The sequence below is a fragment of the Ralstonia insidiosa genome (assembly GCF_008801405.1).
In the GTDB taxonomy this organism is placed as follows: domain Bacteria; phylum Pseudomonadota; class Gammaproteobacteria; order Burkholderiales; family Burkholderiaceae; genus Ralstonia; species Ralstonia insidiosa.
Genome location: NZ_VZPV01000001.1, coordinates 1921554 through 1945919 on the forward strand (window position 1 = coordinate 1921554; position 24366 = coordinate 1945919).

General features: G+C 61.5%; 29 protein-coding genes and 1 tRNA gene. 11 read left to right on the plus strand and 19 right to left on the minus strand.

Annotation, left to right across the window (positions count from 1 at the left end):
- The first annotated feature begins 80 nt into the window (after window positions 1-80).
- Complete coding sequence (locus F7R11_RS09165; RefSeq protein WP_021194735.1) at window positions 81-647, plus strand: antibiotic biosynthesis monooxygenase; 567 nt, start codon at window positions 81-83, stop codon at window positions 645-647.
- Between the two features lie 111 nt (window positions 648-758).
- Here the strand turns inward: F7R11_RS09165 and F7R11_RS09170 are convergent, their stop codons facing one another.
- Both F7R11_RS09170 and F7R11_RS09175 read right to left on the minus strand, forming a co-directional pair.
- On the minus strand, window positions 759-1385 hold the full coding sequence (locus tag F7R11_RS09170; protein WP_064802778.1) for a hydrolase: 627 nt from the start codon (window positions 1383-1385) through the stop codon (window positions 759-761).
- A 273-nt stretch (window positions 1386-1658) separates the two neighbouring features.
- Window positions 1659-2357 carry a hydrolase gene (locus F7R11_RS09175; RefSeq protein ID WP_064802780.1) on the minus strand — a complete coding sequence of 233 codons (699 nt, stop codon included), beginning with the start codon at window positions 2355-2357 and terminating at the stop codon, window positions 1659-1661.
- A 196-nt stretch (window positions 2358-2553) separates the two neighbouring features.
- Between F7R11_RS09175 and F7R11_RS09180 the strand changes: the two genes are divergently transcribed.
- Window positions 2554-2823, plus strand: a complete 270-nt coding sequence (locus tag F7R11_RS09180) for an LbetaH domain-containing protein (RefSeq protein ID WP_197495026.1) — start codon at window positions 2554-2556, stop codon at window positions 2821-2823.
- A gap of 79 nt (window positions 2824-2902) precedes the next feature.
- On the opposite strand, the gene F7R11_RS09185 is transcribed toward F7R11_RS09180, so the two are convergent.
- From F7R11_RS09185 to F7R11_RS09210, 6 genes are all read right to left on the minus strand, one after another.
- Window positions 2903-3283 carry an OsmC family protein gene (locus F7R11_RS09185; protein ID WP_021194731.1) on the minus strand — a complete coding sequence of 127 codons (381 nt, stop codon included), beginning with the start codon at window positions 3281-3283 and terminating at the stop codon, window positions 2903-2905.
- A gap of 429 nt (window positions 3284-3712) precedes the next feature.
- On the minus strand, window positions 3713-4060 hold the full coding sequence (locus F7R11_RS09190; protein ID WP_064802782.1) for a cupin domain-containing protein: 348 nt from the start codon (window positions 4058-4060) through the stop codon (window positions 3713-3715).
- Window positions 4061-4070: 10 nt separating this feature from the next.
- A complete protein-coding gene (locus tag F7R11_RS09195) occupies window positions 4071-5066 on the minus strand; it encodes a quinone oxidoreductase family protein (protein ID WP_064802784.1) in 996 nt (331 codons plus the stop codon).
- 54 nt (window positions 5067-5120) lie between these two features.
- Window positions 5121-6011 (minus strand): beta-keto acid cleavage family enzyme, encoded by an 891-nt coding sequence (locus tag F7R11_RS09200; protein WP_064802786.1) that lies wholly within the window; start codon window positions 6009-6011, stop codon window positions 5121-5123.
- Window positions 6012-6022: 11 nt separating this feature from the next.
- Complete coding sequence (locus F7R11_RS09205; RefSeq protein WP_064802788.1) at window positions 6023-6793, minus strand: SDR family NAD(P)-dependent oxidoreductase; 771 nt, start codon at window positions 6791-6793, stop codon at window positions 6023-6025.
- Window positions 6794-6823: 30 nt separating this feature from the next.
- On the minus strand, window positions 6824-7705 hold the full coding sequence (locus tag F7R11_RS09210; protein ID WP_031329315.1) for a dioxygenase family protein: 882 nt from the start codon (window positions 7703-7705) through the stop codon (window positions 6824-6826).
- A gap of 165 nt (window positions 7706-7870) precedes the next feature.
- Between F7R11_RS09210 and F7R11_RS09215 the strand changes: the two genes are divergently transcribed.
- Both F7R11_RS09215 and F7R11_RS09220 read left to right on the plus strand, forming a co-directional pair.
- Window positions 7871-8881 (plus strand): LacI family DNA-binding transcriptional regulator, encoded by a 1011-nt coding sequence (locus F7R11_RS09215; protein WP_064802790.1) that lies wholly within the window; start codon window positions 7871-7873, stop codon window positions 8879-8881.
- A 35-nt stretch (window positions 8882-8916) separates the two neighbouring features.
- Window positions 8917-9456, plus strand: a complete 540-nt coding sequence (locus F7R11_RS09220) for a gamma carbonic anhydrase family protein (protein ID WP_064802792.1) — start codon at window positions 8917-8919, stop codon at window positions 9454-9456.
- 78 nt (window positions 9457-9534) lie between these two features.
- Here the strand turns inward: F7R11_RS09220 and F7R11_RS09225 are convergent, their stop codons facing one another.
- A complete protein-coding gene (locus F7R11_RS09225) occupies window positions 9535-10593 on the minus strand; it encodes a LacI family DNA-binding transcriptional regulator (RefSeq protein ID WP_231973181.1) in 1059 nt (352 codons plus the stop codon).
- 487 nt (window positions 10594-11080) lie between these two features.
- On the opposite strand from F7R11_RS09225, the gene F7R11_RS09230 reads away from it, so the two are divergent.
- The gene (locus F7R11_RS09230; RefSeq protein WP_167317172.1) at window positions 11081-12373 is read left to right on the plus strand and encodes a porin; all 1293 of its coding nucleotides are present in this window, start codon (window positions 11081-11083) and stop codon (window positions 12371-12373) included.
- Between the two features lie 3 nt (window positions 12374-12376).
- Here F7R11_RS09230 and F7R11_RS27000 read toward each other — a convergent pair whose 3' ends face one another.
- Window positions 12377-12517 (minus strand): hypothetical protein, encoded by a 141-nt coding sequence (locus tag F7R11_RS27000; protein ID WP_156668977.1) that lies wholly within the window; start codon window positions 12515-12517, stop codon window positions 12377-12379.
- Between the two features lie 58 nt (window positions 12518-12575).
- Here F7R11_RS27000 and F7R11_RS09235 point away from each other — a divergent pair, with 58 nt between their 5' ends.
- Window positions 12576-13877 carry a dicarboxylate/amino acid:cation symporter gene (locus tag F7R11_RS09235; protein WP_064806280.1) on the plus strand — a complete coding sequence of 434 codons (1302 nt, stop codon included), beginning with the start codon at window positions 12576-12578 and terminating at the stop codon, window positions 13875-13877.
- Window positions 13878-14372: 495 nt separating this feature from the next.
- Window positions 14373-14852 carry a hypothetical protein gene (locus tag F7R11_RS09240; RefSeq protein ID WP_104577554.1) on the plus strand — a complete coding sequence of 160 codons (480 nt, stop codon included), beginning with the start codon at window positions 14373-14375 and terminating at the stop codon, window positions 14850-14852.
- Between the two features lie 249 nt (window positions 14853-15101).
- Here F7R11_RS09240 and F7R11_RS09245 read toward each other — a convergent pair whose 3' ends face one another.
- Window positions 15102-15461, minus strand: coding sequence for a hypothetical protein (locus F7R11_RS09245; protein ID WP_064802796.1), 360 nt, complete (start codon window positions 15459-15461; stop codon window positions 15102-15104).
- A 434-nt stretch (window positions 15462-15895) separates the two neighbouring features.
- Between F7R11_RS09245 and F7R11_RS27510 the strand changes: the two genes are divergently transcribed.
- Window positions 15896-16192, plus strand: a complete 297-nt coding sequence (locus tag F7R11_RS27510) for a helix-turn-helix domain-containing protein (RefSeq protein WP_420803782.1) — start codon at window positions 15896-15898, stop codon at window positions 16190-16192.
- 154 nt (window positions 16193-16346) lie between these two features.
- Here the strand turns inward: F7R11_RS27510 and F7R11_RS09255 are convergent.
- Window positions 16347-16423: transfer RNA gene (locus F7R11_RS09255), tRNA-Arg, on the minus strand.
- 97 nt (window positions 16424-16520) lie between these two features.
- Window positions 16521-16721 carry a hypothetical protein gene (locus tag F7R11_RS09260; protein ID WP_082932807.1) on the minus strand — a complete coding sequence of 67 codons (201 nt, stop codon included), beginning with the start codon at window positions 16719-16721 and terminating at the stop codon, window positions 16521-16523.
- A gap of 359 nt (window positions 16722-17080) precedes the next feature.
- Here F7R11_RS09260 and F7R11_RS09265 point away from each other — a divergent pair, with 359 nt between their 5' ends.
- Window positions 17081-17284, plus strand: a complete 204-nt coding sequence (locus F7R11_RS09265; RefSeq protein WP_064802800.1) for a hypothetical protein — start codon at window positions 17081-17083, stop codon at window positions 17282-17284.
- 12 nt (window positions 17285-17296) lie between these two features.
- Here the strand turns inward: F7R11_RS09265 and F7R11_RS09270 are convergent, their stop codons facing one another.
- The 3 genes from F7R11_RS09270 to wrbA are packed head-to-tail and all read right to left on the minus strand — an operon-like array spanning window position 17297 to window position 19710.
- Window positions 17297-18709: an FAD-binding oxidoreductase gene (locus F7R11_RS09270; protein ID WP_064802802.1), complete on the minus strand. Its 1413-nt coding sequence runs from the start codon at window positions 18707-18709 to the stop codon at window positions 17297-17299.
- 6 nt (window positions 18710-18715) lie between these two features.
- Window positions 18716-19120, minus strand: a complete 405-nt coding sequence (locus F7R11_RS09275; RefSeq protein ID WP_064802804.1) for a DUF2069 domain-containing protein — start codon at window positions 19118-19120, stop codon at window positions 18716-18718.
- Complete coding sequence (wrbA, locus tag F7R11_RS09280; protein ID WP_064802807.1) at window positions 19117-19710, minus strand: NAD(P)H:quinone oxidoreductase; 594 nt, start codon at window positions 19708-19710, stop codon at window positions 19117-19119. The genes F7R11_RS09275 and wrbA overlap by 4 nt, the downstream gene beginning before the upstream one ends.
- Window positions 19711-19789: 79 nt before the next feature.
- Between wrbA and F7R11_RS09285 the strand changes: the two genes are divergently transcribed.
- Window positions 19790-21112: a YihY family inner membrane protein gene (locus F7R11_RS09285; RefSeq protein ID WP_064802809.1), complete on the plus strand. Its 1323-nt coding sequence runs from the start codon at window positions 19790-19792 to the stop codon at window positions 21110-21112.
- Between the two features lie 4 nt (window positions 21113-21116).
- Here the strand turns inward: F7R11_RS09285 and F7R11_RS09290 are convergent, their stop codons facing one another.
- The 3 genes from F7R11_RS09290 to F7R11_RS09300 are packed head-to-tail and all read right to left on the minus strand — an operon-like array spanning window position 21117 to window position 23641.
- Entirely contained in the window at window positions 21117-21434 is a 318-nt protein-coding gene (locus F7R11_RS09290) for an Mpo1-like protein (protein WP_064802811.1), read from the minus strand.
- Between the two features lie 30 nt (window positions 21435-21464).
- Window positions 21465-22295: an alpha/beta fold hydrolase gene (locus tag F7R11_RS09295; protein ID WP_064802813.1), complete on the minus strand. Its 831-nt coding sequence runs from the start codon at window positions 22293-22295 to the stop codon at window positions 21465-21467.
- A complete protein-coding gene (locus F7R11_RS09300; RefSeq protein WP_064802815.1) occupies window positions 22295-23641 on the minus strand; it encodes an O-acetylhomoserine aminocarboxypropyltransferase in 1347 nt (448 codons plus the stop codon). Before F7R11_RS09300 ends, F7R11_RS09295 begins: the two co-directional genes overlap by 1 nt.
- 239 nt (window positions 23642-23880) lie before the next feature.
- Here F7R11_RS09300 and F7R11_RS09305 point away from each other — a divergent pair, with 239 nt between their 5' ends.
- On the plus strand, window positions 23881-24336 hold the full coding sequence (locus F7R11_RS09305; protein WP_021194694.1) for a CBS domain-containing protein: 456 nt from the start codon (window positions 23881-23883) through the stop codon (window positions 24334-24336).
- The last annotated feature ends 30 nt before the right edge of the window (window positions 24337-24366 follow it).

The window sequence follows — 24366 nt, forward strand, 5'->3', positions numbered from 1 at the left end:
GAGATTGCCCCGCGTTAGCTGGCCGCAGGCTGGTGTTCCACCGCAAGGTCTATTGCGTAACCTTTACCGACTGGGAGCCGATGAGCTCGACCACCATCAATCCACAGAGCATTGTTACGAGCGTCATCGTTCACGAAGTCGCGCCCGATGCTGTCCAAGAATACGAAGCCTGGCTTGCGGACATTCGTGTCGCCTGCGAAGCGTTTCCCGGCTATCTCAGCACCGACGTGATCCGTCCGGTCAGCCCCAGCCGGGAGTACGCGACGATTCTCCGTTTTGCCGATTTCGAGAGCCTCAGCGCGTGGATGGAGTCTGATGTCCGCCACCGTTTTATCGAACGGATGCAATCGTCGCTGCAGCGGGGTGATCGCTATGAAATCAAGACCGGCCTCGATTTCTGGTTCACACCGAAAAGCACGCCGGTTAAGGTGCCGACCGCTTGGAAGCAATGGCTGGTTACGTGGAGCGCGATCTTTCCGCTCAGCATCGTCGTGCCATGGGTCGTTGTCCCGGTACTCTCGCACCTGGGCTTGGCGCACGATTCGATCATCCACAAGGCTGCTGTGACTGCAGGGATCGTGTTCCTGATGGTCTACGTGGTGATGCCGCGCTATACGCGGCTGGTGGCGTCGTGGTTGTTCAGGTGAGGATCGGGTGAGCCGTCGAATTCGATTCGATGGAGCTTGATCATCAGAAAGCCGGGCCGCCATCGGGGTGCCCGGCGTGTCGTCAGCTTCAATGACGCGAGGACGGCTTGCTCACGTCGGTTTGATCATGTCCCGTGCATAGGCGAGGCCAGTGCCATATCCGCCGCCATGCTCCACCACGATCGCCCGGGCCTTTTCGTAGGTCTCATGACGGGTCCAGTCTCTTTGGAATTCGAGAAGGAGTTGGAGCCATGAAGTCATGACCGCACCGGCGGAAGCCATCCGTCGCAATGCAAGGTCATGGCTTGTGGGTGTCAGCCCACCGCACGCGTCGGCGACGACGTGAACCTGATACCCCTCGGATAGCGCTGAGAGCACAGGAAAGCTCACACAGGCCTCGGTCAGCAGGCCCGCGATGATCAGGGTGCGCTTGCCGGTCGCCGCGATCGCGGCACGTGCTGCGTTATCCTCCCAGAGATTCATGTTGCGACGTTCGATAGGCGTAACGTCGGGCAACACGTCGCGAAACGCCGGCATCAACGGGCCGCTGTATACCTTCGAGGCAGAAGTGGAGACTACAACCGGCACGTCAAAGGCGATTGCCGTCTTTGCGACCGCAAGACCGTTACTGCGCAAAATCTGCGGGTCTTGAGAGCCTGCAGCGAAAGCAAGGCCTGCCTGTTCATCAACGAGAATCAACGCACAATCGGCGGGTTCGAGCAACGGTAGCGTGGGCATGAGAGTTCTCCTGTTCATTTGAGACGGCGAGCTTGATTCAGGCTGTGGTCTGCGACCAATCCCCCCACCGCTAGCGTGCCAGCGAGGATGCCGAGAGACGATGACGTATGAGCATGCTTCAAGAATCCGCTCGCAAACGCAATTGCTGCGAGCTCGCACTTGCTGACAATCTTCTTTATGCGGTTCATCGTTGGACAAGATCGGAGTGGGTGGTTGTCCCGGTGTCTGAAGTGACTGGACGTTCCGCAGAACGTCCAGCTCGTGAATGCAGAATTAGCGCTCAATGACCGGCGCGTGTACCGGCGCTAGCGATTCGTGCCTGGTGGCGGTACGTTGCTCAGCCTTGTGGACCATCGTGTAGGCATAGTCCACGCCCATGCCGTAGGCGCCAGAGTGTTCCTTGGCCACCTTCATCACCGCGTCGTACGTGTCGCGGTTCTTCCAATCGCGCTGCCATTCCAGCAGCACCTGCTGCCAGGTCACCGGCACTACGCCGGCTTGCACCATGCGCTGCATCGCATAGTCGTGTGCTTCCTTGCTAGTGCCGCCCGAGGCATCGGCCACCATGTAAATCTCGTAGTCGCCTTCGAGCATTGCGGACAGCGCGAAGGTGGTGTTGCAGACCTCGGTCCAGAGGCCAGCGACGATCACCTTCTTGCGGCCATTGGCAGCCAAAGCGTCCCGCACCTTCTGGTCGTCCCAGGAGTTCATCGAGGAGCGTTCAAGCGTCGGCTTGCCAGGGAACACGTCGAGCAGTTCGGGGTAGGTATAGCCTGAAAACGCCTCCGATTCGACCGTGGTGATGGTGGTCGGGATGTCGAAGATTTTGGCTGCTTTGGCCAAGCCAACCACGTTGTTCTTCATGGTCTGACGGTCCATCGATTGGACGCCGAAGGCCATCTGGGGCTGATGGTCGATGAAGATGAGTTGGCTGTTGTGCGGGGTCAGAACTTCGAGCTTGGCGTTGGTCATGGTGTTCTCTCTGGTCAAGTTAATTCAATTTGATTGAAGTGTCTTGTGGGCGGTAATTCTTTGTTACGCCGGCATGGAGAGAACTATAGCGACGATAGCTTCACTCAAAGAGCTCGTTGTGTGGATATGTTATTCAAAATAATTGAATATGGAGACGGTTGGTTTGGCACGTAGCCGTGATTGATGCTGATATGCAATGGCGAAGGAGGATTGCACCGAGACGGTTCGAGCCCCCCCCCCGAATCAATGGCGATGGCGGCAAACATCAAGAGAGCGGGGCACCGCTGCACTGAACCAGCTATCGCGCAACGATGCCGACGAAATGTGTGCTGTGTTCAGCCAACTCGTCGGGCGGCCGATCAAAACGAGCTTTGTCCTGATCCCGCCTTTCTATGCCGACGGCGGGGACGAAATTCGCGTGGGGCGGAATGTCTTCATCAATCAGAACTGCACCTTCTACAACTGAGGCGGCCTGCACATCGCAGGCGATGTGATGATTGGGCCGAATGCCTACATCATCTCTGTGTTGCGTCCGGGTCTGCAACTCACGCCAGATGCGTGTCGATCGGCAGCCCGGACTTCAACGTCAGGGTAACGGGCGTGCGCTCGGCAACCTCCGCAAGCCGGGCCTTCTGTTTCTCGTCAAGACCCACGATGGAGAGCGTTCGCTCGATCCGCCGATCGTCGATTCCGACGAGCCGCAGGGAGACGTCGAGCGATTCGAGAGGCCACTCCTTGCGGGCGGCATACATCTTGAGCGTAATCGCTGTGCACGCCCCCAAGCTTGCGAGCAACAGGTCGTACGGGGCAGGTCCAACGCCTTGGCCTCCCAAAGCCGGAGGTTCGTCGGCAGTGATTGCATGGCCGCCTACAACGATGTCCGTGCGATAGGGCGTCGATCCGATATGCGCAGTGCCGTGGGTCATGGTTCCTGTCTCCTTTGCGTGACGATATGGGGGCATCAGCGCTCAGTTTGGTAATTCGTTGGACGTTGATCGTCATGCAGTCAATGCGGTGCGTCAAGCGCGGAGCAACGGCGGCGGGCCAGAACGATGCGTCTATACGAGGCACGTTGTCCTGCAGAACAACAAGGCGCATCAGGTGCGGGGCGCTGCAATACCACTTCTCCAAACGCACCACGGCCTATGTGGGGGGGCATCTACCGCGTGCGCAGGGCGATGGTCCGGTCATGCGCGCGAGGGTCAACGGTCTGTTGCAGCCCGACGGTGCGGCAAGCGACCAGTCGCAACGTGCTGGCGCGGGTGGGGATGCTGCTGAAGTTCTGGAGTGGAGCAGGCAGTCGAGAAGGCGGGGCCATTGCGGTCCCGCCATTCAAGTCACAGCGGTCTCCCGCTTTACGGGTTGGGCATCACCAGCAACACCGTGCAAGGTTCGCCGGACTCGTTGAGAAGCTGCCTGGCTTCCCCCGGCTCGATGCGTATCGAATCGAACGGATGCAACTGCGTGACCGAACTGCCCGCATCGCCCATGGTTGAGATCTGTAGCGTCCCTTCGAGAACGACATAAAACTTCTCGACCGGAGAGGCCGTCAGCGTGGTGCCGCCGCCGGGCTGGATGATCGAGACGCCCATCCATACCGAGTCGGTCTTGCCGGCTGCGCGCCCCTGAATCTGACGCATCGCCATGTGCATGTGCCCGGGCGCCTCGTAGCTTGGGGCATCGGAGAATCGAACCAGTTGCATGGGCGTGTCCTCAGGGAGCCAGCACCACACGCTCGGTCGAGCCCGCGAGCACCTTGCGATAGGCGTCCGATGCCTGCTCAAGCGGAAGGAGCGTGGACGCATCGACGTCGAAGGCCTTCAGCGAACCATCCTTGAACCCGGGGAGGAGCTCGTTCAGGATGGCGGCGCATTGCACGGCGGTCAGCTTCAGGCTATCGACGCCCAGCATCTGCAGGTTCCTGCGGTAGAACGCCAGGATGTCGAACGGAACGTTGCGCTCGATGGTCGAGATGAGGATTTGCGTACCGCCCACGGCAAGGGTCTCGAGTGCGAGCCCAAAGTACGGCGACCCGACCGTGTTGTAGGCGATATCGGCGCCACGACCGCCGGTCGCGGCCATGATTTTCTGCGCCAGCTCCGGGTCTTCCGAATGGAACACCTGAACGTTGCTGGTTGCGTGGCCGATGTAGCCCGATGCGCCGCGCTCGACGCCGATCACGCGGGCTCCGGCGCGGGTCGCCAACTGCGTGGCGGCCTGGCCGACCTTGCCATTGACGCCCAGCACCAGAACGGCTTGGCCTTGTCCATTCAGGCCAGCGCGGCGCAGGCCTTCGTAGGCGGTGATGAAGGGCACGCCGATCGTGGCGGCGGCGGCAATTCCCATCGTTGAGGGTTTGCGGGTCAGGGCGCTGACCGGAAGCACCAGGTAGGTGGAATGCGTGCCGTCGCGCGTCATGCCGAGATCGCCGCCGGTGCCCCACACCTCGGCGCCAAGCCATTCATCCGGCCCGGCAACCACCACGCCGGCAAAGTCGCGACCCGGGGTACGCGGCCAGATGGCGTGCGGCATCATGCCGAGCGCCGCCTTGACATCGCTTGGGTTGACAGCAGCAGCCTGCACATGGACCACCGCATGCCCTTCGGGCGGTTGGATCAGGTCGAGTGGAACAATCGCGGGGGCAATCGATTCTGCGTTGGATGCTTTCTCTGCAAGAACAAGCTTGCGAGCCAAAGTCGTGGTGCTCATGGAGTGGTCAATTCAAGAGGTTGTGAAAGAAAGGGGTACGAGGCGGCAGAGGCTTCAACGCCGGTTGGTCGGCGCGAGGTTCCAGCGTCTGCGCGCTTCAGCGGGTGAAGCCAGTTGACCGCCCAGGTCTTCAACAATGCGGCGCGCCTTGTGGACCAGCGCAGCGTTGTTCGGTGCAAGCACGCCACGGTCTAGATAAACGGTGTCCTCCAGGCCGATGCGCACGTTGCCGCCCATCAGAAACGACTGGGCGACCGCCTGAAAGGCCTGACGTCCGATCGCAAAGGCGGACCACTGCGCGCCGGCCGGCAGCAGTGAGCGTGCAAACGCAACAGCCTCGGGAGAAAAGGGCAGGGCGTACCGAACGCCCATCACGAACGTGTAGAGCCCTGGGCCGTCGAGCGCACCGTCGCTGATCAGCTTGTTGGCAAGGACCAGATCGCCGCTGTCAAAACATTCGAGTTCCGGAACCGAGCCGGCTTCTTGAATGATGCGCGCCATGCGTGCGACGTTCTTTGGCGTGTTCATGACCACCTGGTCGCCCGAGTTCATGGTGTTCAGGTCCAGCGAGCAGATGTCAGGCTTGAGTGCCGCGATGTGCTCCACGCGTCGTTCCGGGGGCAGAAGCGTCGTTCCGGGGCCGGCGATGCTCGGATTCTCGTCGCTCGGTACATAGCGCCCCCCGGGGCCGGTGGTCAGGTTGATGATGAGTTCGGGGTTGTGGCGACGGATCGCGCTGACGACTTGCTCGTAGAGATCAAGCTCCATCGAGGGTGCGCCGGTTTTCGGGTCCCGCACGTGGATGTGTACCGCGGCAGCGCCGGCTTCGGCAGCAGCCAGGCATTCGTCCGCGATGTGGTCGGGCGTGATCGGCAGGTGAGGCGTCTGCTCCGGCTTGGTGAGATTGCCGGTGACCGCGCAGGTAAGGATGGTGGCGTTGTTCATTTTGATGAGGCTTATCCGAGGTGGCGGCCGCCGTCGACGACCAGAATGCTGCCGGTGGCATAACGCAGCGTGGTCGCGCACGCCACGATGGCCGAGGCGACGTCATCCGCTACGCCCACCCGCTTGAGTGGGATCGTGGCGCCGACCCGTTCGTTGAACTGGGCATCCCGCCCGGACACAAAACCGGTGTCGACGATGCCGGGCGAGACCGCCAGTACGCGGATGGCGGGGGCGAGCGTCTTGGCCAGCGCTTTCGTCGTGGCGTCGATTCCCGCCTTGGCCGCGGCGTAGGCAAGGTTGCTGCCGAGCCCAGTGAAGGCGGCAATCGATGAGACATTGACGATCAGACCATCGCCGTGCGCCTTGAGCTGCGGGGTGAAAGCACGGATGGCCGCGAAGGTACCGCGCCAGGTGGTGGCGAAGATGTCGTCGATCAGTGCGTCGTCCAGGCCATCGAGGTCAGCCGTCGGCACAGGCTTGGTGAAGCCGGCGCTATTCACCAGGATGGTCGCGCCGCCGGTTTTTTCCACCACGGCCCGCGCGGCCCGCGCCAGGCTGGCACTGTCCGTGACAGAGGCCTCGATGGCGAAGTGCCCGGCGCCAGGCAGCGACTGGAGCAGCGCTTGGGACGCTGCCGCAGGAGCGCGCTGCAGCAGTACCACGCGCGCGCCCAGCGCTGCGAGACGGCAGGCGGTTGCGTTGCCAATCGCGCCGTTGCCTCCGGTAATGACGGCCACTTCGCCATCCAGTCGGTCTTGAGGTGCAAATGTTCGTTCGTTCATGGTGAGGTCGAGCTGTTCGCTCGCGTGTAGTCAGGGCAGGGGGCAGTGCGGCAGGCGGGTCTCGCCGGGTTCGAGTCTCAGTTCGATGTCCAGGACATAGCCGCCATCACCGTCCGGCTCGAACTTGCGAAGCAGGGAGCCGACCGCGCCAAACACCACGTCTTCAAAGGCATTCGGGTCTTCAATGTCGAAGATCTGCGTGGCCAGCACCTTGTAGCCCTCTGCGGCCACGATGAAGTGCAGATGCGCCGGCCGCATGACCTTGCGGCCTTGTGCGGCCAGCAGTTCGCCGCAGGGGCCATCTGTAGGGACGGGATAACCGGCGGGGCGCACGCTGGTGAACCAGAAGCGCCCTTGCGCGTCGGTTTCCAGGCGGCCACGCAGGTTCATGTGCTCCTGCGCTTCGTCCTGGTTTTCATAAAGGCCCTCGGGGGATGCCTGCCAGGTTTCGATGCGTGCGCCGGCCAGCGGTTTGCCGTCCAGGCTGAGTACGCGGCCGCGAACCTCGAAGCGCGGCCCTGGTGTGGCGTCCGATGCAATGTGTGCACCGTTCTCCCGCAGCGGCTGGTTTTCGCGCCAGAAGGGCCCGACCAGCGCGGGTTCTGTGCCGCCCGCTGCCACGGCGTCGCGGGCATTGCGCAGTTGCACCAGGGTGGCTAGGCCAAGAATGTCGGCCAGCAGAATGCCCTCGTGCTTCTTGGGGCCGGTGGCCTTTCCGATGGCTACCAGGAAATCGAGCCCTACCTGCAACTCGTCAGGCGTCAAGTCGACTTCGATTGCGAATGCGTGGAGATGGCGGATGGCGGCGGCCATCACTTCCTTGAGACGTGGGTTGCGCGTCGTCTCGTTGGTTTGCAAAACGGCTTCCAGCAGAGCCGCGGGGTTGGACGCTGGTAAAGGTTGTTTCGTCATGTTTGTGCAACGAAATGGGCAATCGATTGCCCAAAGATTAGGCCAGCATCCCGTTGCGGTCAAGGCGAAATTTCCTGACGTTGTTGATTTTAGCGGGGTGGCCGGCTTGCTGATTGGTGCTAAATCGTTGTAATCTAAGGACAATCGTTTGTCCTTGAGGTGCTTATGTCAATCGAGCCAGTGACGATCGACGACATCGCTCGTGCGGCCGGCGTGCATCCGGCAACCGTGTCGCGTGCCTTGCGTGGGGTCAGCGGCAAGGTGTCGGCGGAGAAGCGCGCGGAAATCGAACGCATTGCCCGCGATATGGGCTACCAACCCAATTTTGTCGCCGCGTCGCTCAGAACCAAGCAGTCGAACATGGCGGCCATCGTCGTGCCCGACTTGAACAACCCCGTATTCGGCCCGATCGTCCAGGGGCTCGAAAGGGCGCTGCGTCAGCATCAGATGCTCAGTCTGGTGGTGCAGACGCCGGCGGCGCCGGAGGAGCGCCGCGATCTCATCCTCGCGCTGGCCAATCGGCAGGTAAGCGGGCTGCTGATTCTTGCGGCGGAGAGCGGTGACCCCATGCTCGAGGCGGCCAAGTCGAGAAAGCTCCCCGCAGTGCTCGTCAACCGCGGTAGCGGCGATCGTGACTACCCGAGCGTGGTCAATGACGACCGGGAGAGCGTGCGGCTCGTGCTGGAACATCTCACGTCATTGGGGCATCGCTCGATTGCGCACATTGCGGGGCCATCGACATCGTCAACCGGCCAGGCGCGGCGCGATGCGTTTGTCGACATCGCGCGTGCGATGGGTCTTAAGCACAGTGCCGTGGTCGAGGCCTCGGCTTTTACGCGCGTTGCCGGTCAGGAGGCGACTGAGAAGTTGTTGCGTTCCGGGACCAAGCCAACTGCGATTTTTGGCGCTAACGATCTGATCGCGCTCGGCGCCCTGGATGTCCTCAATGCGAAGGGGATTGTTGTCCCGAGGGAGATGTCTTTGGTCGGGCACAACGACATGCCGCTCGTCGATCTGGTCAGCCCACCGCTTACCACGGTGCGCGTTGCGGTGGAGCAGATGAGCGAGCATGCCGCCGCGCTGTTCCTTGAGACGCTGCGCAAGCCGGAGCTGGCGCCGTCTACGCGCGTCCTGATGCCTTCGCTTGTCGTGCGCAAGTCCACCGCTGCCATCTAGGCGGCGCGAAATATGTCCTGATAGGGTTGAGTGAAATGGAAGTCTTGCCAGAATTCTTGTCGGTTGAGCCACGCGTAGACGAGGCGGCGTTCATTGCACCGGGGGCATGGGTCATTGGCGACGTCGATATCGCGGAGGGGGCCTCGGTCTGGTTTGGCGCAGTCGTGCGGGGGGATGTTCAGCAGATCGTCATCGGCCCGCGCTCCAACCTGCAGGATGGGGTGATTGTCCATGTCAGTACCAATGGGCGGCCGACGGTGATTGGTGCCGAAGTGTCGGTCGGGCACGGTGCCATCTTGCATTCATGCACGATCGAAGACGGTGCCCTGGTGGGTTTCGGGGCTCGGGTACTCGATGGCGCGCGCGTGTCGCGTGGCGCCATGCTGGCCGCTGGCGCCGTGTTGACCCCTGGTAAGGTCGTGCCGGCCGGGCAGTTGTGGGCGGGTAACCCAGCCGCGCCGCTTCGCGACTTGCGCGAGGATGAAATCGCCAACCTGCGCACTATCGCACTGCGCTATGTTGCGCTTGCCGAAGCATATCGGTCGGGGCGGGCGCGTATCTATCAGGCGGACTGACCTTCGAGGCGGTGGGGCGGGCTGGTCAGAGCCGCCAGCAGTCGCGGTGCGTGCCCGCGGATTCTGCACGGCAATCCGCTACTTGTGCGGGGCAGCCGTCGAGCCGCGCACGATCAATTCCGGCGGCAGCATGATGCGCAATGCCGCTGCGCTGGGCGTCGTCAGCATGCCCATTAGCAGCCGGGCTGCCTGCCGGCCCATTTCCCGGTGCTGAATGCGCAGTGTCGTCAGTGGCGGATGCAGCATGTCAAGCAGCGGCATATCGTTGTGCCCGATCAGCGAAATGTCCCCCGGGCACTTGATGTGCTGCGCATTGAACGTGTCGTAGCACCCCAACGCAATCAAGTCGTTACCCGCAACGATCGCGGTTACGTTCTTGTGCCGCTTCAGGAGTTGGTTGCAGGCTTCCCTGCCGGCTTCGCGCGTAAATTCTGCAGACTCCACAATCGCCGCCCCTGACAGCTGATGCTGTTGGGTGGCCATTTGGAAACCCTGAATCCGCGAGAAGCCCGTTGCCAGATGCGCCGGCCCGGCGAGGTGGGCAATGTGGCGATGGCCAAGTTTCACCAGATGGTCAACCGCGAGCTTCATGGATAGGAAGTCGTCGTTGACCACCTCCGGAACCTGGCCGCCTTCCTCCGCACGATTCACCAGCACGACGGGCATGCCGTCCAGCATGCAACGCCTGACCAACGGATCATGGCGGGCCGCGGTTGCGAGCACGAGTCCGTCCACCCGGCGCGCCAGCATTTGCTCGAGCACACGTTCCTGGTCTTTCGCGGTTCCGGTTGTGTTGGCGATCAGGACACCATAGCCATCGGCTGTCAACTCTTCTTCAATGCCGCAGATGATCGGCGGGAAGACGGGGTTTTCGATATCGGGCAAGCAGATCCCGATCACTCGCGACTGTCCGTGCCGTAGCGCGGACGCAAGCTTGTTCTGCCGATAGCCGAGCGCTTTTGCGGACGCCAGTACTCTGCGCACGACTTCATCGCCGATCAGGTGGCGGGTTGCCGGATTGAGTGCACGCGAAACGGTTGACGCGTTGACCGACGCGTGCAGCGCCACCTCGCGAATCGTGACGCGGCCAGAGCCGGGCTTTTGCGGTGCGTTTTCCATGTAGTTGATTGTATCCATGCAAAGGATTGCAAACAACGCTGCAAGTGCAAACCCCTAGTTCAAAGCCGTTGACAAGGTTCTTGTGCAGCGTAGTATCTGCAAACGAATGCATTGAATTTGCAGTTCCTTTGCAGGTGCACTAAGAAGCGTGGAAAGTTGCTGGCGTGCTGGTCTGCTTCGCCAGTTGGACCAGGGCGGAATTGCTCTGCGAATGGCGACGAGTGTTGCAGAAAGGGATTAACGCGGGGATTGCGCGCGAAGTATTCGACACTGCTTTTGTTCACCCATAGGGCATCGCTTGCGTGGATGGTCTGCTTGTGCGGGAGAGCGTGAATGCTTTGTCCTGCGCGTCGGGGCGAGGCCATCGCATTGCTGGAAGCAAAGCGACGGTGCAATTGGGTGTGCAAAAAAATTTTACTCGCCTATGCAAACGAATGCATAGGTTTTGCATAAAAAATGTGGGCGAATGATTTTGACTCGGTTGCCGGCCGATTGGCGGTCCAGGTTGGCACCAGAAACCTCGAAGGACCCCAGGAACCATGGAACGGAGACAATCTTGAAAAGGGAACTCGCAACAATCCTCGTGTTGGCATCAGGCACAACTGCGGCCATCGCTGAGCCAAAAATCAACTTTGGCGATGCCGCGAGCCTGGAGATCTACGGGCGCGTCCAGGTCGGGCTGGAGTATCTCCATACCGGCACGACATATATTCCGGACAACACGTTCAGTCCAAACCAAGGCAATCCGGTCCTTGATGACAACGGGCGCTTTATCTCGACCAACACGCCCTCGCATTTCCGCCTCAGAAACCAGCGGTCAGTGATCGGCTTCCGCGGCGACGTCAAGATCAACGATGACCTGAAGGCGGTCTGGCAGATCGAAAGCAGCGCGGCAGCGGATGGTGGTGGCGGGTTACACGTGCCTGTGCAGACGTGGGCCAACCGGGATTCCGGCGTCGGTATCGAGAGCCAGACCTTCGGGCGCATCATTTTCGGCAGCTGGCAGACGCCATATACGCATGCCACCTTCGGCTATGACCCGTACTACACGACGACGGGCGCGTACATGGGCATCATGGGGAACGGCTCGGGCGCATCAAGTGACCCGATCAGCGATCCAGCCACGTTCGATCGTCGCGAGCACAATCTGATCCAGTATTGGTCGCCCGACATCAACGGCTTCAAGATGCGCCTTGGTTTTGAGGTCAATGAATTCAAAACCGGCCAACAAAACGCGAATCCTGCTCTGAACATCGCAGCTGCCCCCGCACAAAACCCTTACATGGTGTCGTTGGAGACCACCTACGACAAAGGGCCCTTGAATGTCACGTTCGCGTCCGAAGCGCATCACCAGTATCAGGTTGGCGGTGGTACCGATCTGGGGGTGAAATTCGGTGCAGCGTACTGGTTCCATAACACCACCAGACTCGCAGGGATCGTGCAGCGCCTGCATTACAAGGCTGCGGATGGTGACCTCGCGCAAAACCAGTACTACCTCTCCCTGATTCACAAGTTCACTGCGCAAGATCAGTTCAAGTTGGGATACGCCGTTGGCAGCCAGGTGAGCGGTTCCTCCAAGCAGATCATCGGCTACCTGCGTGCGGGCCCGGAAAGCGCGTCGAAGATCCTCACGATTGGCGTGGAGCACCAGTTCAACAAGTATTTCGCGCTCCTGACGTACTGGTCGAAGACGTTCAACCAAGCCAACGCCTTCATGGATTTCCCGATCAACGATACGGCGCCGGCGATGGGCACGAGCCCATCCGTTTTTGCGCTGCTCGGGCGCTTCTCGTTCTAGCGACTACGGATCGCCCTTGGCGTGCAGAGCCTGCAATGCGCGGGCCGCGTCGCTGGCGATCCAGTCTGCAGCCAGCCCAGGCTCTCCCTTGCCACTGGGCACCGGCTCGTCTCGAAACATGCGTGCCGGTGCCAGCCGACCCATTTAGGAGTCAGTCAACATGATCCCCAACACAGAAGGTGCGTCCTCTGCCGGCATCGATATGCCGGTGCCGCGCGCTGCCAGGAAGCCCTGGTACAAAGTCCTCTACATTCAAGTGCTGATTGCCGTTGCGCTCGGCGTCATCCTGGGTGTGTTGAGCCCATCTATCGCAACCGCAATGAAGCCGCTCGGAGATGGCTTCATCAAGTTGATCCGCATGGTCATCGCGTTGATGGTCTTCTTCACGGTTGCCACCGGTATCGCTGGCATGAAAGACATGAAGAAGGTCGGCCGCGTCGGCGGTAAGGCGCTGCTGTACTTCGAAGTGGTATCGACGCTGGCGCTCTTCATCGGGATGGTCGTGGCCAACTGGCTGCGCCCGGGCGATGGTTTCAATGTTGACCCGTCCACCCTGGATGCCAAGGCGGTCATGGTGTACGCCGGCAAGGCGAAACAGCAGAGCGTGGTGGATTTCCTGCTCCACGTCATTCCCGAAACCGTCGTGGACGCCTTCGCAACCGGCGATATCCTGCAGGTCATCGTCGTGGCGGTGTTGTTCGGCTTTGCCTTGTCGGCCTTGGGGAATCGCTGTAAGCCTGTCATGGACCTGTTTGACGGGATGTCGCACGCCGTGTTCGGCGTGGTCAACATCCTGATGCGGTTTGCTCCGCTGGGCGCGTTTGGGTCGATGGCGTTCACGATCGGCAAGTATGGTATCGGCGCGCTCGGGCCGCTGGTCAAGCTGATCGGCGCGTTTTACCTGACCTCCGGCTTCTTTGTGTTCGTCGTCCTGGGTCTGATCGGTTGGGCGGTCGGCTTCAGCATCGTGAAGTTCCTGCTTTACATCCGGGAAGAGGTCCTGATCGTGCTTGGCACCAGCTCATCCGATCCGGCCTTGCCGACGCTGATGCACAAGCTTGAGCGCATTGGTTGCTCCAAATCCCTCGTTGGCCTGGTGGTGCCTACGGGCTATACGTTCAACACCGACGGCAGTAGCATCTACATGACCATGGCTGCACTGTTTGTCGCACAGGCGACGCACACCGACCTCACGTTGACGCAGCAGCTCACGGTGCTGGCCGTCGCGATGCTGACATCGAAGGGCGCCAGCGGGGTGCAGGGCGCATCGTTCGTCGCGCTCGTGGGGACACTGGCCGTGGTTCCGTCGATTCCGGTGGCGGGCATGGCCCTGATTCTTGGCATCGACCGCTTCATGAGCGAAGCGCGTGCGTTGGTGAACGTCATCGGCAACGGCGTCGCAACGCTCGTGATGGCCCGCTGGGAGGGTGAGCTGACCCGCGAGCAACTCCAGCAGAACCTGGCCAACGCATCTTTACCTGGTGGTGTTGATCCCGCCGTGTAACGTAGTTGCTGACAGCTGTTCAGATGCGATAGAGCCCACTGATGTGAATCAGCGGGCTCTATGTACTTCGTTTCGAGTTTCCGCCATGCACCAAGACTTTGAAACTCGTGCCGATGCTGTCGCATGGGGCCGTATCGTCGAATCCGAGATCGAACGTGGCGTGTTCGTCAACCGAGAGGAAGCCGAACGACCACGCTGGCTAACCTGCTTGCACGTTACCTGCGAGACGTGTCGCCAACAAAGCGCAGTGGCACAAGCGACAAGGGCCGGGTGAAGATGCTGACGAAAAGAATCGGCGCGTATAAGCTGTCCGTTCTCGTTTCACCGCATCTTGTGGCGTATCGCGACGCCCGGCTTCGGTCTGTATATGCCCAGACGGTCATCCACGAACTGAACCTTTTGAACCGCGTATTGACGCTTGTCACGAGAGAGTGAGGCATCGTGCTGCCGGGTGGTGTACCAAAGGTAGCGTTGGAATCGTTTGAGAGGTAGTTCGTGCAAATTGAATGGGTGGGCAGATATAAGCTGTTCTTCGACAGCAGTCGCTTCACAGTGGAATGTCCTAGGGGAACCAACAAGTTCTCCGGGTTCGCCACATCTGGCTTGCCGAAGCTGTATATCGTCAGTGTCGAAGATCGACCTGTTTACGTCGGAATCACCAAGCAGCCTGTTCGGAACCGGCTGCGTCTAGGGTGGAGCGCAAGCGGCAAAAACGGCTATCACGGCTACGCTTGGCGGCATGGATTGTCATCAGCCAATCTGGACATCTGGTGTCATCGTGACCCGCCCACGGCTGATTCCTGCTTGGACATCGAGACGATAGAAGCCGAGGTGGTCTATCTGATCCGACAGGCCGGTCAGTGGCCGCGTTTTCAGACTGAAATTCATTTTCACCCATCCACCGACGAACATCGCCGATGGGCTTCGTCTGTCGCCGAGAGGTACGATCTGGCCCCGGAAATTCAACCCGTATAGATGGGCGTCTTGATGGTGGAGAGTAACGTGCAGTTATGCCGAGGCAAGATTGCAGGGGAAAATCAGCGCGCCTAGGGCACTGTTGCTGGGACTGGCTGCCAGTTTGGCCGCATTCGCTATCACGCAGGAGGACATGCCGGAACACAGCAGGGGCCTGTACGCTGCAGACCTAGAAGAACAGGCCGACGAGCTAGAGACCGTAAGGCAGCGGATGCGAGACGCCGGGAAAATTTAGCCCGCGACGGCAAGCTAGCGCATCATGATAAAAGCGTCGTTCAGGGCCAAATCGTAGGTTTGTTTGCAGAATCCGGGGTTGTCTTCAAACATTTTCGATAGGAGCGAATCCCGTTCCGGGCACTTGTCAATGACGGCAGAAACATAGGTAAGTGCGCTTTCTCCTAGCTGTCTGACTTGCGCGATGGCGTTCCTAAGCTCTGCCTGCGTCTTGGTCGGGTAAATATCAGCCAGAGGAAGCTCATCGTAAGAGCGCGTCCGCATGGAAACTCGGTTAAAGCGTTCCACTTGGAATACGCCGTCTAAGAAGCTGCCTTCGAATACGACTTTCAGGACGCCTTCCCGCTCCTTTGCCCTCAGTGATTTGATGTCCATAGCGCTCCAAGTCTTTGACGGTGTGTCAGCGGCCGCAAACTAGGCTAGCAAGGGCCAGCGTATCCAATAGTGGCTCTAATCGTGACTCACCAAAGGGAGTAAGTGCAGAGTTGCACCGGTGCTACCTTCGAGTATTCTCGCTCTGTATTACATATGGAAAGTTGTGCTAAGCCACTGATCGGTAAGGGATTTATTGGGGCGAAACTGGTGTAAAACACCACATCTCAGGAGGATTCGCCGCATCTACACGGCACCCATGCAGTACGTTCCAGACCACACAGCCGCTCTCATCGACAAAGCAGCGGCCTATGCCATCGACCCTAATTACAGGGATCATCCGCACCTCTTCAAGACGTACCGATTCACCGACGAAGAACTAAAGCGGCATCGAGAGACGTATCAACCAACTAAGACCTAGGCCTATAGCCGAGGCACTGGGGTGTGAGGTGGCACACGTTAATACGATGGCAGCCACCCACAAGATACCGGGCGTGAAACTGGGGCGCTCTTGGCGGTTCCCCGAGGCCGCCCTAATGCAGTTCTTTGACGAGCAGGCTAAGTCGAATCTGACGTGGCCCGCTCCGGTGCCTTCCTTTACACCGATCACGAAGCCCCGACGCGGTAAGCCGAGGCCAGACCTCTTGCAAGTGATGGCTGAGGCGGGTATGTCGTCGGAGGAGCAGATAAGCCTGATCTTCGAAGCGGGGCGGAAGAGTAAGCCACAGCAATAACCCAACTACGGGGTTGTTCCGGGCTCCATATAGGGCGTGGGGCGGTAGAATCCGGGCCCATTGTGGGCACAGTGAAAGTGTGCCCAGGTGCTAAATCCAACGAAACCGCCACACTGTCAATTGCAGCTAATTCTTTGATTTTATTGAGGGATTTTGGCCTGCCCAGAGGGATTCGAACCCCCGACCGTCGGCTTAGAAGGCCGATGCTCTATCCAACTGAGCTATGGGCAGATGTGTGCGCTGCCCAGGCAGGTTAGCGACGAACGGCCTCCGGATGCCTGGGAGGCCGCGATTCTAACAGATGGCGGATGCCGAAAACCGCGGCGCGCTAGCGCTGGGGCGGGATTTCCGGCGGCACTTCGCCCGGAGGCAGCTCGATCGGTGGTGTCAGGGGTTCCGGGTCATGGACGGGGTCGTGAGACGGCTCGTCTGGCGGCGGCATCTCGGGTGGTGGATGCGGCGGCGGCTCGTGCGGTGTTGGCGGCGTAATGTGCGCGCGCAAGCGCAACTCGGGCTGGGCGGAAGGCATGGATGGCTCCGTGACAGTGCAATGAGGTCGGTTTGACCCCAACTAGTCCGCAAGCGTCGTTCCCACGCATCATCCAAACGGTGATACCTAAAATACGTACCCCCCATTAGGGGGATTCTTTGATACATTTCGTGGCGTCGGGTAGTGCCATAACAAGTAACGATTCAACTCGAAATTCCGCGCAACGACGCGGAACGCTGTGCCTACACACGCCAAAAGGGCGTGACGGATGTCTTTTTCGGTTCCGACCAGACGGGAAAACGGGAGTCTTGTTTGGGCAGCCTTGGGAGGCTGCTGTGTTTCGCCGGCAACAGGGAGCCAGGCGAGGCGTCAGCCATGGGGCAGGGAGGAAACGACGAATGAGTACACGTCACGCACGACGCCCGGCAGGGGCGTCGCGGTCCACGTATGTCCGCAATACGCAGAGTGGGCGCATTGGCGACCGTTCCAATGCTGCGGGTCACCGCCTGCCACCCAGTGGCGTGCCGCGCTTGCTGCTGTGGCTGTTGGCAGCGACGATTCTCTTTGCCGCGGCGAACTACACGTTCAAGCTGCTCGGCTAAAGCCGACGAGGCTTACAACACCTTTCCCGGATTCATCAGGCCGCGCGGGTCCAGTGCCTGCTTGATCGCGCGCATGGCTGCCAACTCGACCGCGCTCTTGTAGCGCGCGTTGTCTTCTCGCTTGAGCTGGCCGATGCCGTGCTCGGCCGAGATCGAGCCGCCATGCGCATGCACGCTGTCATGCACGATGCGGTTGATGCCGTCCTGATGCACCAGGAATGCCTCGTGCTCATGCCCTTCGGGCGGTGACACGTTGTAGTGCAGGTTGCCATCGCCAAGGTGGCCGAAAGTCACCATGCGGATGTCGGGGTAGGCCGCCGCCAGCGCGCGGTCGGTCACGTCGATGAAGTCTGCGATGCGCGAAATGGGCACCCCAATGTCGTGCTTGATGTTCTTGCCTTCGTCGGCCTGCGCCAGCGGGATGTGCTCGCGCAGGTTCCAGAAGTCGCGCGATTGCGCCACCGATTCCGCCACCGCCGCATCGTCGATCACGCCGCGGGCCAGTGCGTCTTCCATCAGCGCTTCGAACAGCGCACGGGCGTGTTCTTCGCTCTCCAGGTCGGACAGTTCCAGCAGCACGTACTGCGGATACGCCTGCGCAAACGGCACACGCAACTGCGGATAGTGCTTGCGCACCAGCTCCAGACAGAACGCCGACATCAACTCGAAACCCGTCAGCAGCGTGCCCGCATGGCTTTGTGCGAGCGACAGGAATGTCAGTGCCTGACGCGGCGATTGCAATGCCGCCAGCGCCGTCACCTTGGCGCGCGGCTGCGGAAACAGCTTCAGCATTGCCCCAGTGATGATGCCGAGCGTGCCTTCCGCGCCGATCAGCAGATCTCGCAGGTCGTAGCCGGTGTTGTCCTTACGCAGGCCGCGCAGGCCGTTCCACAGCTGGCCGTTGGGCAGCACAGCTTCTATGCCGAGGCACAGTTCGCGCGCGTTGCCGTAGCGCAGGACGGCCGTGCCGCCCGCGTTGGTCGCCAGGTTGCCGCCGATGGTGCAACTGCCCTCGGCGGCCAGGCTCAGCGGGAACAGGCGATCGGCCGCGGCTGCGGCTTGCTGCACGTTGGCCAGAATGCAACCGGCATCCACGGTGATGGTGTTGTTGATCGGATCGACCGCACGCACGCGCTGCATACGCTGCACCGAGATGACGACCGCGTTGCCTTCCATATCAGGCGTGGCGCCACCGCACAGGCCGGTGTTGCCGCCTTGCGGGACCATCGGCACCGTGTGCTCACCGCACAGCCGCACCAGCGCAGCCACTTGCGACGCATCGGCTGGACGCAGCACCGCACGGGCGCAGCCAGTGAAACGCTTGCGCCAATCGGTCAGATAGGGCGCCTGGTCTTCCGGCGTTGTCAGGACATACGCGGCGCCGATGGCGTCAACGCAGGCTTGCAGAAACGCATCGTGGGTCATGGCGGGTCAGGTGCTCTCTTGGGGGCTTTGCTTGGCGCGTGCTTTGGCCGCACGCTTGAACGGACGCAGATAGAAAATCGTGGCGAAGAAGAACGTCACGCTTAGCACAACCTCCACGCACGCCAGCGATTGCGACAGGCCGGCATCGGATGTTGCGCGCACCGTGCCTTCGGTAAAGAACAGCAAGATGAACATCGAAGCCCACTGCATCGTGTAGCGGTTTTTGCGCAGCACGCCAGGCAGCGGCCACGCCAGCAGCAGCGCTTTGAGCGCGAGCCACGAACCACCCGGGCGCACCGGCGCGAGCCACAGTTCCCACGCGGCACACAGCGCAATCAGCGCGATCAGGCTGCAGACACTCAGCACATGCAGTGCCCGGGATTCCACGACGGGTTGATCGGCGAGCGTCATGCTGCGAGCTTCAGGGCGGTCTGGGCAAGCCGGCGACCCATTGCGGTGGCGAGCGTGCGCTCGTGGGCGGTCAGTGGTGCGGTGTCACCTCGATGCGCGACATGCGACGGCCCATAGGGCGTGCCGCCGGCATCGGTGGAAAGCAGTTCGCTCTGTTGATAGGGCAGGCCCAGTACGACCATGCCATGGTGCAGCAGCGGCAGCATCATCGAAAGCAGGGTGGTTTCCTGCCCGCCATGCATGCTGCCCGTGGAGGTGAATACGCAGGCCGGCTTGCCCGCCAGCGCACCCGCTAGCCACTGCGGTGTGGTGCCATCCAGAAAATACTTGAGCGGGGCGGCCATGTTGCCGAAGCGCGTGGGCGAGCCCAGTGCCAATCCGATGCATTCCTCCAGATCGCGCGCTTCCACATAGGGTGGGCCGCCATCGGGCACGTCTGGTTGCGTGGCTTCACACACGGTGGAGACGACGGGCACGGTGCGCACGCGCGCCTGGGCGCCATCCACGCTTTCAATGCCTTGGGCGATGGCCTCGGCCAACGCGCGGGTGCTGCCATGACGGCTGTAGTACAGGACCAGGATATCTTTCATAACAAAGCGTTGAGAGCGTCGCGGTATTATAGTTGCGCCCCCCAATCTCCCTCATTGGCCTTGCGCCGTCTCATTCTTCATGCTTTTTGATCTCCGTGCGCTTCGTCAATGGAATGCCGCCAAGCTGCGTGCGCTGTCGCGTTATGCGTTGCGCCGCGCGGGCGAAGACCGCCTGCCGCAGGTGGCCGGCAGCCTGACGTTCACGACGGTGCTCTCGGTGGTGCCAATCTTGACGGTGGCGTTTGCGCTGTTCACGGCGTTTCCGATGTTCAAGAGCTTTCGTGCGGACATCGAAGGCTACATGTTCAGCAACCTCGTGCCGGGCAACATCAGCCGGCCGATCCTCACGTATCTGAACCAGTTCTCCACCAACGCCAAGGGGCTGACGGCTGCCGGCCTGATCGGCTTGGTGGTGACGTCGGTCATGACCATGCTGACGGTCGAGAACGCGCTCAACGCCATCTGGCGCGTGCGCCAACGCCGGCCGTTGGCGCAGCGTGTGCTCGTGTTCTGGGCGTTGGTGACGTTCGGCCCGGTGCTGATTGGTGCGAGCCTGTCGGTCAGCTCGTACATGGTGTCGATTTCGGCGGGCTATGTGCACAAGCTGCCGTTCGGCCTGGGCGTGATCGTGGGTGTGGTGCCGATCCTGCTGTCGGCGATTGCGTTTGCAATGCTCTATGTCTTTGTGCCGAACACCTATGTGGCGCGGCGCGACGCGTTTCTCGCGGGGCTCATTGCCGCCGTGGCGTTTGAAGTCGCCAAGCGCATCTTTGGTTCCTATGTGGCGCACATTCCCACGTACACCGCGGTGTATGGCGCGTTTGCGACGCTGCCGATTTTCCTGACGTGGATCTACGTGAGCTGGCTGGTGACCCTGCTGGGCGCGACCATTGCATCGACGTTGCCGATCATCCGCCAGGGCTACTGGCAGCGGCGTACGTTTCCGGGCAGCGAGTTCTTCGATGCGCTGGGGGTTCTGCTGTTGCTGTACCGCGCACGCGAACAGGCGCCACGCACAGTGGCCGAACTCGAGATCGGGCGGCGTCTGCAATTGGAGGCGGAATACCTGGCTGACCTGCTGGCCAAGCTCAAGGCGCTGCACCTGGTCGGCAAGCTGCAGCAGGATCGCAGCGAAGCACATTGGGCGCTGCTGTGCGATGCCCATACGACCACGTTGCGTCCGCTCTATGAAAAGCTGGTGCTGAACCTGCCGCGCCTGCCTCGCACGTCGCTGGCGCGGCTTCTTGGGGATACCCAGGCGCTGGCCGCCCAATTGCACAATCCTGCGCTCGACAGCACGCTGGAGAACGTGTTTGCCACTGGTGAGCGCGGTGTAGCAGCCGCCAGTCAGACTGCTGCCCCAGCGCCGATGTCGCCGGTGCCGGCTGCTGCTCGCGCCTGATCGCTCAGAAGGGGATCTTCCCGGTCCAGATGTCGCGATACATCACCCAGTCGCCCATGAGGCTGTAGATCGGGTGACGGAAGGTGGCGGGCCGGTTCTTCTCAAAGCCGAAGTGCCCAACCCACGCGAACGCATAGCCGCTGACCGCCGCACCGAGCAGCCACCACAGGTTGCCGGTGAAGATCAGCAGGATCAGGCACACCAGGGCGATGCTCGAACCAACGAAATGCAGGCGCCGGCAGGTGCGGTCCTGGTGCTCGCCCAGATAGAACGGATAGAACTCGGCGAAGCTGCTGAAGGTGGGGGTCTCTGTGGTGGCCATGATGCGTCTCCTGAATCCTGGCGGGCGCAGTTACGCGGCAGTTGCAGCTGGCTCTCGCTCGCGCGCAAAGGCAATCAGTGCATCGAGCGTGCCGTCCGGGCATTCTCCCATGACCGCATGTCCGGCAGGCAGGCCCACGACGCGGCTGCCCGCCAATCCGGCAGCCACCTGTCGGCCTGCTTTTGCCGGTGTCATCTGGTCCTTCTCGCCAACGATCACGAGTGACGGGCACTGCACGGCCGCCATGGCCTCGGCGCCGCGTGCATAGCCGTTGCAAGCGGAGAAATCCGTGTGGAAGACGGGGGCGTCGGTGCCGTGCGCCACGCGTTCCATCAGGCGCTGGCTGCCACCATGCATCCAGAAACCCGGCCCCGGCGCCGACGGTTTGTTGGCGAGGCTGGAATGCGACCAGACGTTCACCATGTCGATCGCGCTGGCCGTGTTGTTGAGCGCCGCGTCGAGCAGCGCATCCGACACCTTCATCGGCCAGGCGGTGGCTACCAGCGCAATGCGGCGCACGCGACTGGCGTATCGTGAGGCGCACTCCAGCGCAATCAGCGAGCCCATGCTGTGCCCGACCACCATCACCGGCTGCGAGACGCCAGCGGTTTGCACCAATGCCATTACCCAGTCGGCCATGGCTTCCACGGTTTGCAGGGGCGCACCGCCGCTGCGGCCGTGTGCGGGCAGATCAACCGCCAGCACGCTGAAACCGTGGTGCGCGAACCAGCGGGTCTGCAGCCCCCAGACCGAATGATCGTTCTGCGCGCCATGCACGAACACCACGCACGGCAGCGCCGGATTGAACGGCTTGCCGCCGGTGTAGGCGTAAGCGTGTGCGCCTTGTACGGTCCATTCCATCAGCGGGCTCCGGTTGTGTTGGATGCGGCTTTGCCGGCGGATTTTCCAGATGAGGCGGACATCGCGCGCTCGGCGGCTTTCAGGCCGCGTTTCAGATCGTCGATGAGGTCGTCGGCGTCTTCCAGGCCAATCGACAGACGGATCGTGCCTTCGCTGATGCCGGCAGCGGCCAGCGCATCGGCGTCCATGCGGAAGTGCGTGGTCGATGCCGGGTGAATGACCAGCGAGCGCGCATCACCCACGTTGGCCAAGTGCGAGAACAGGCTGAGCGATTCAATGAATTGCTGGCCTGCACGCCGATCGCCGCGCAGGTCGAAGCTGAACACGGCACCGCAGCCACGGGGCAGCAAACGCTTGGCCAACGCGTGGTCGGGGTGCGATTCCAGTTCGGGGTAGGCCACTGACGCCACCATCGGATGGCTCGCCAGGAAGGCGGTGATGCGGCGGGTGTTCTCTACGTGGCGAGCCATGCGCAGCGGCAGCGTTTCGATGCCTTGCAGCAACTGCCACGCCGCCATCGGGTTCATGCAGGCGCCGAAGTCACGCAGGCCCTCGCGGCGTGCGCGCAACAGGAAGGGGGCGACGGTGCTTTCCTCGGCAAACACCATGTCGTGGAAGCCCGCATAGGGCTCGGTCAGCTCTGGGTGTTTGCCCGCTGCCACGTAGTCGAAGGTGCCACCGTCGATCAGCACACCACCGATGGTCGTGCCGTGCCCGCCCAGGAACTTGGTCGCCGAGTGGTAGACGAGGTCTGCCCCGTGCGCGAACGGTTGCAGCAGCCACGGTGTGGTGAAGGTCGAATCGACCAGCAGCGGCACGCCCGCGTCATGCGCGATCGATGCCACGGTCGGAATGTCGAGCACATCCAGCCCCGGGTTGCCGAGCGTCTCGCCAAACAGCAGGCGCGTGTTCGGGCGGATGGCGGCGCGCCAGCCGTCGATGTCGCCGGGCTTGACGAAGGTCGTCTCGATGCCGAAGCGGCGCAGCGTGTAGTGCAGCAGGTTGTGCGAGCCGCCATACAGCGCCGACGAGGCAACGATGTGCGAACCCGCGCCCATCAGCGTGACGATCGCCAGATGCAGCGCCGCCTGGCCAGAAGCCGTGGCGATGGCGCCGACACCGTTTTCCAGCGCTGCCATGCGCTCTTCGAACACGGCGACGGTCGGGTTGGAGATGCGCGAGTAGACGTGACCTGCGCGCTCCATGTTGAACAAGGAGGCGGCGTGTTCGCTGTCGCGAAACACGAAGGACGTGGTGAGATGGATGGGCGTGGCGCGCGCACCCGTGGCCGGGTCGGGCGCGGCACCGGCATGCAGGGCCAGCGTGTCGAAGCGGGCTTTGGACATGGATTCAAGCACCGAATGAGGGTCGAGACGGGGCATGCTAGCACTGCTCCCTGTTGCAGTGCATCTCGGGCAAACGCCGAGCGGGCGCGGTTTTTGACAGGTTTTTTCTGCCGCATTTTTTGTGCATGTGCTTGTCGACGCCCTTGGATTTGGGCTAGGATCGAAACACAACCATAACGACAACCCGCGCGCGGTCGCCCCCCGGCAGACTGGCACCCCGATACCTTGGGAGACGCAATATGAAAGTCAGCGATATCCTTCACGTGAAGGGCAACACGCTCTACACCGTGGCCCCGGAAACCAAGCTCCAGGTGGCAGTGCAGACGATGGCGGAATACGACATCGGCTCGCTCGTGGTGATGGAGTACGGCGAGCTGGTCGGCATGCTGACCTTCCGCGAGATCATCAAGGTCCTGGCCAAGGGCCACGGCACGGTGGGCGAGGGCACGACCATCCGCAAGGTGATGGACGATCATCCGGTCACCTGCACCCCGGAAACCGAAGTCAATGAAGTGCGCCGCATCATGCTGGAGCACCATGTGCGCTACCTGCCGGTGCTCAACAGCCGTACGTTGATGGGCGTGATCTCGTTCTACGACGTCGCCAAGGCCGTGTTTGAAGAGCAGAACTTCGAAAACAAGATGCTCAAGGCGTACATTCGCGACTGGCCGGAAGAAAAAGCCAACGAAGACTGATCTGCACGCCGTCTTTGCCGCACACCAGAA

Coding starts and splice junctions, on each gene's coding strand:
- F7R11_RS09165 (WP_021194735.1), top strand. CDS start 81: ATGAGCTCGACCACCATCAATCCACAGAGCATTGTTACGAGCGTCATC.
- F7R11_RS09170 (WP_064802778.1), bottom strand. CDS start 1,385: ATGCCCACGCTACCGTTGCTCGAACCCGCCGATTGTGCGTTGATTCTC.
- F7R11_RS09175 (WP_064802780.1), bottom strand. CDS start 2,357: ATGACCAACGCCAAGCTCGAAGTTCTGACCCCGCACAACAGCCAACTC.
- F7R11_RS09180 (WP_197495026.1), top strand. CDS start 2,554: ATGGCGAAGGAGGATTGCACCGAGACGGTTCGAGCCCCCCCCCCGAAT.
- F7R11_RS09185 (WP_021194731.1), bottom strand. CDS start 3,283: ATGACCCACGGCACTGCGCATATCGGATCGACGCCCTATCGCACGGAC.
- F7R11_RS09190 (WP_064802782.1), bottom strand. CDS start 4,060: ATGCAACTGGTTCGATTCTCCGATGCCCCAAGCTACGAGGCGCCCGGG.
- F7R11_RS09195 (WP_064802784.1), bottom strand. CDS start 5,066: ATGAGCACCACGACTTTGGCTCGCAAGCTTGTTCTTGCAGAGAAAGCA.
- F7R11_RS09200 (WP_064802786.1), bottom strand. CDS start 6,011: ATGAACAACGCCACCATCCTTACCTGCGCGGTCACCGGCAATCTCACC.
- F7R11_RS09205 (WP_064802788.1), bottom strand. CDS start 6,793: ATGAACGAACGAACATTTGCACCTCAAGACCGACTGGATGGCGAAGTG.
- F7R11_RS09210 (WP_031329315.1), bottom strand. CDS start 7,705: ATGACGAAACAACCTTTACCAGCGTCCAACCCCGCGGCTCTGCTGGAA.
- F7R11_RS09215 (WP_064802790.1), top strand. CDS start 7,871: ATGTCAATCGAGCCAGTGACGATCGACGACATCGCTCGTGCGGCCGGC.
- F7R11_RS09220 (WP_064802792.1), top strand. CDS start 8,917: ATGGAAGTCTTGCCAGAATTCTTGTCGGTTGAGCCACGCGTAGACGAG.
- F7R11_RS09225 (WP_231973181.1), bottom strand. CDS start 10,593: ATGGATACAATCAACTACATGGAAAACGCACCGCAAAAGCCCGGCTCT.
- F7R11_RS27000 (WP_156668977.1), bottom strand. CDS start 12,517: ATGGGTCGGCTGGCACCGGCACGCATGTTTCGAGACGAGCCGGTGCCC.
- F7R11_RS09235 (WP_064806280.1), top strand. CDS start 12,576: ATGCCGGTGCCGCGCGCTGCCAGGAAGCCCTGGTACAAAGTCCTCTAC.
- F7R11_RS09245 (WP_064802796.1), bottom strand. CDS start 15,461: ATGGACATCAAATCACTGAGGGCAAAGGAGCGGGAAGGCGTCCTGAAA.
- F7R11_RS09260 (WP_082932807.1), bottom strand. CDS start 16,721: ATGCCTTCCGCCCAGCCCGAGTTGCGCTTGCGCGCGCACATTACGCCG.
- F7R11_RS09265 (WP_064802800.1), top strand. CDS start 17,081: ATGAGTACACGTCACGCACGACGCCCGGCAGGGGCGTCGCGGTCCACG.
- F7R11_RS09270 (WP_064802802.1), bottom strand. CDS start 18,709: ATGACCCACGATGCGTTTCTGCAAGCCTGCGTTGACGCCATCGGCGCC.
- F7R11_RS09275 (WP_064802804.1), bottom strand. CDS start 19,120: ATGACGCTCGCCGATCAACCCGTCGTGGAATCCCGGGCACTGCATGTG.
- wrbA (WP_064802807.1), bottom strand. CDS start 19,710: ATGAAAGATATCCTGGTCCTGTACTACAGCCGTCATGGCAGCACCCGC.
- F7R11_RS09285 (WP_064802809.1), top strand. CDS start 19,790: ATGCTTTTTGATCTCCGTGCGCTTCGTCAATGGAATGCCGCCAAGCTG.
- F7R11_RS09290 (WP_064802811.1), bottom strand. CDS start 21,434: ATGGCCACCACAGAGACCCCCACCTTCAGCAGCTTCGCCGAGTTCTAT.
- F7R11_RS09295 (WP_064802813.1), bottom strand. CDS start 22,295: ATGGAATGGACCGTACAAGGCGCACACGCTTACGCCTACACCGGCGGC.
- F7R11_RS09300 (WP_064802815.1), bottom strand. CDS start 23,641: ATGTCCAAAGCCCGCTTCGACACGCTGGCCCTGCATGCCGGTGCCGCG.
- F7R11_RS09305 (WP_021194694.1), top strand. CDS start 23,881: ATGAAAGTCAGCGATATCCTTCACGTGAAGGGCAACACGCTCTACACC.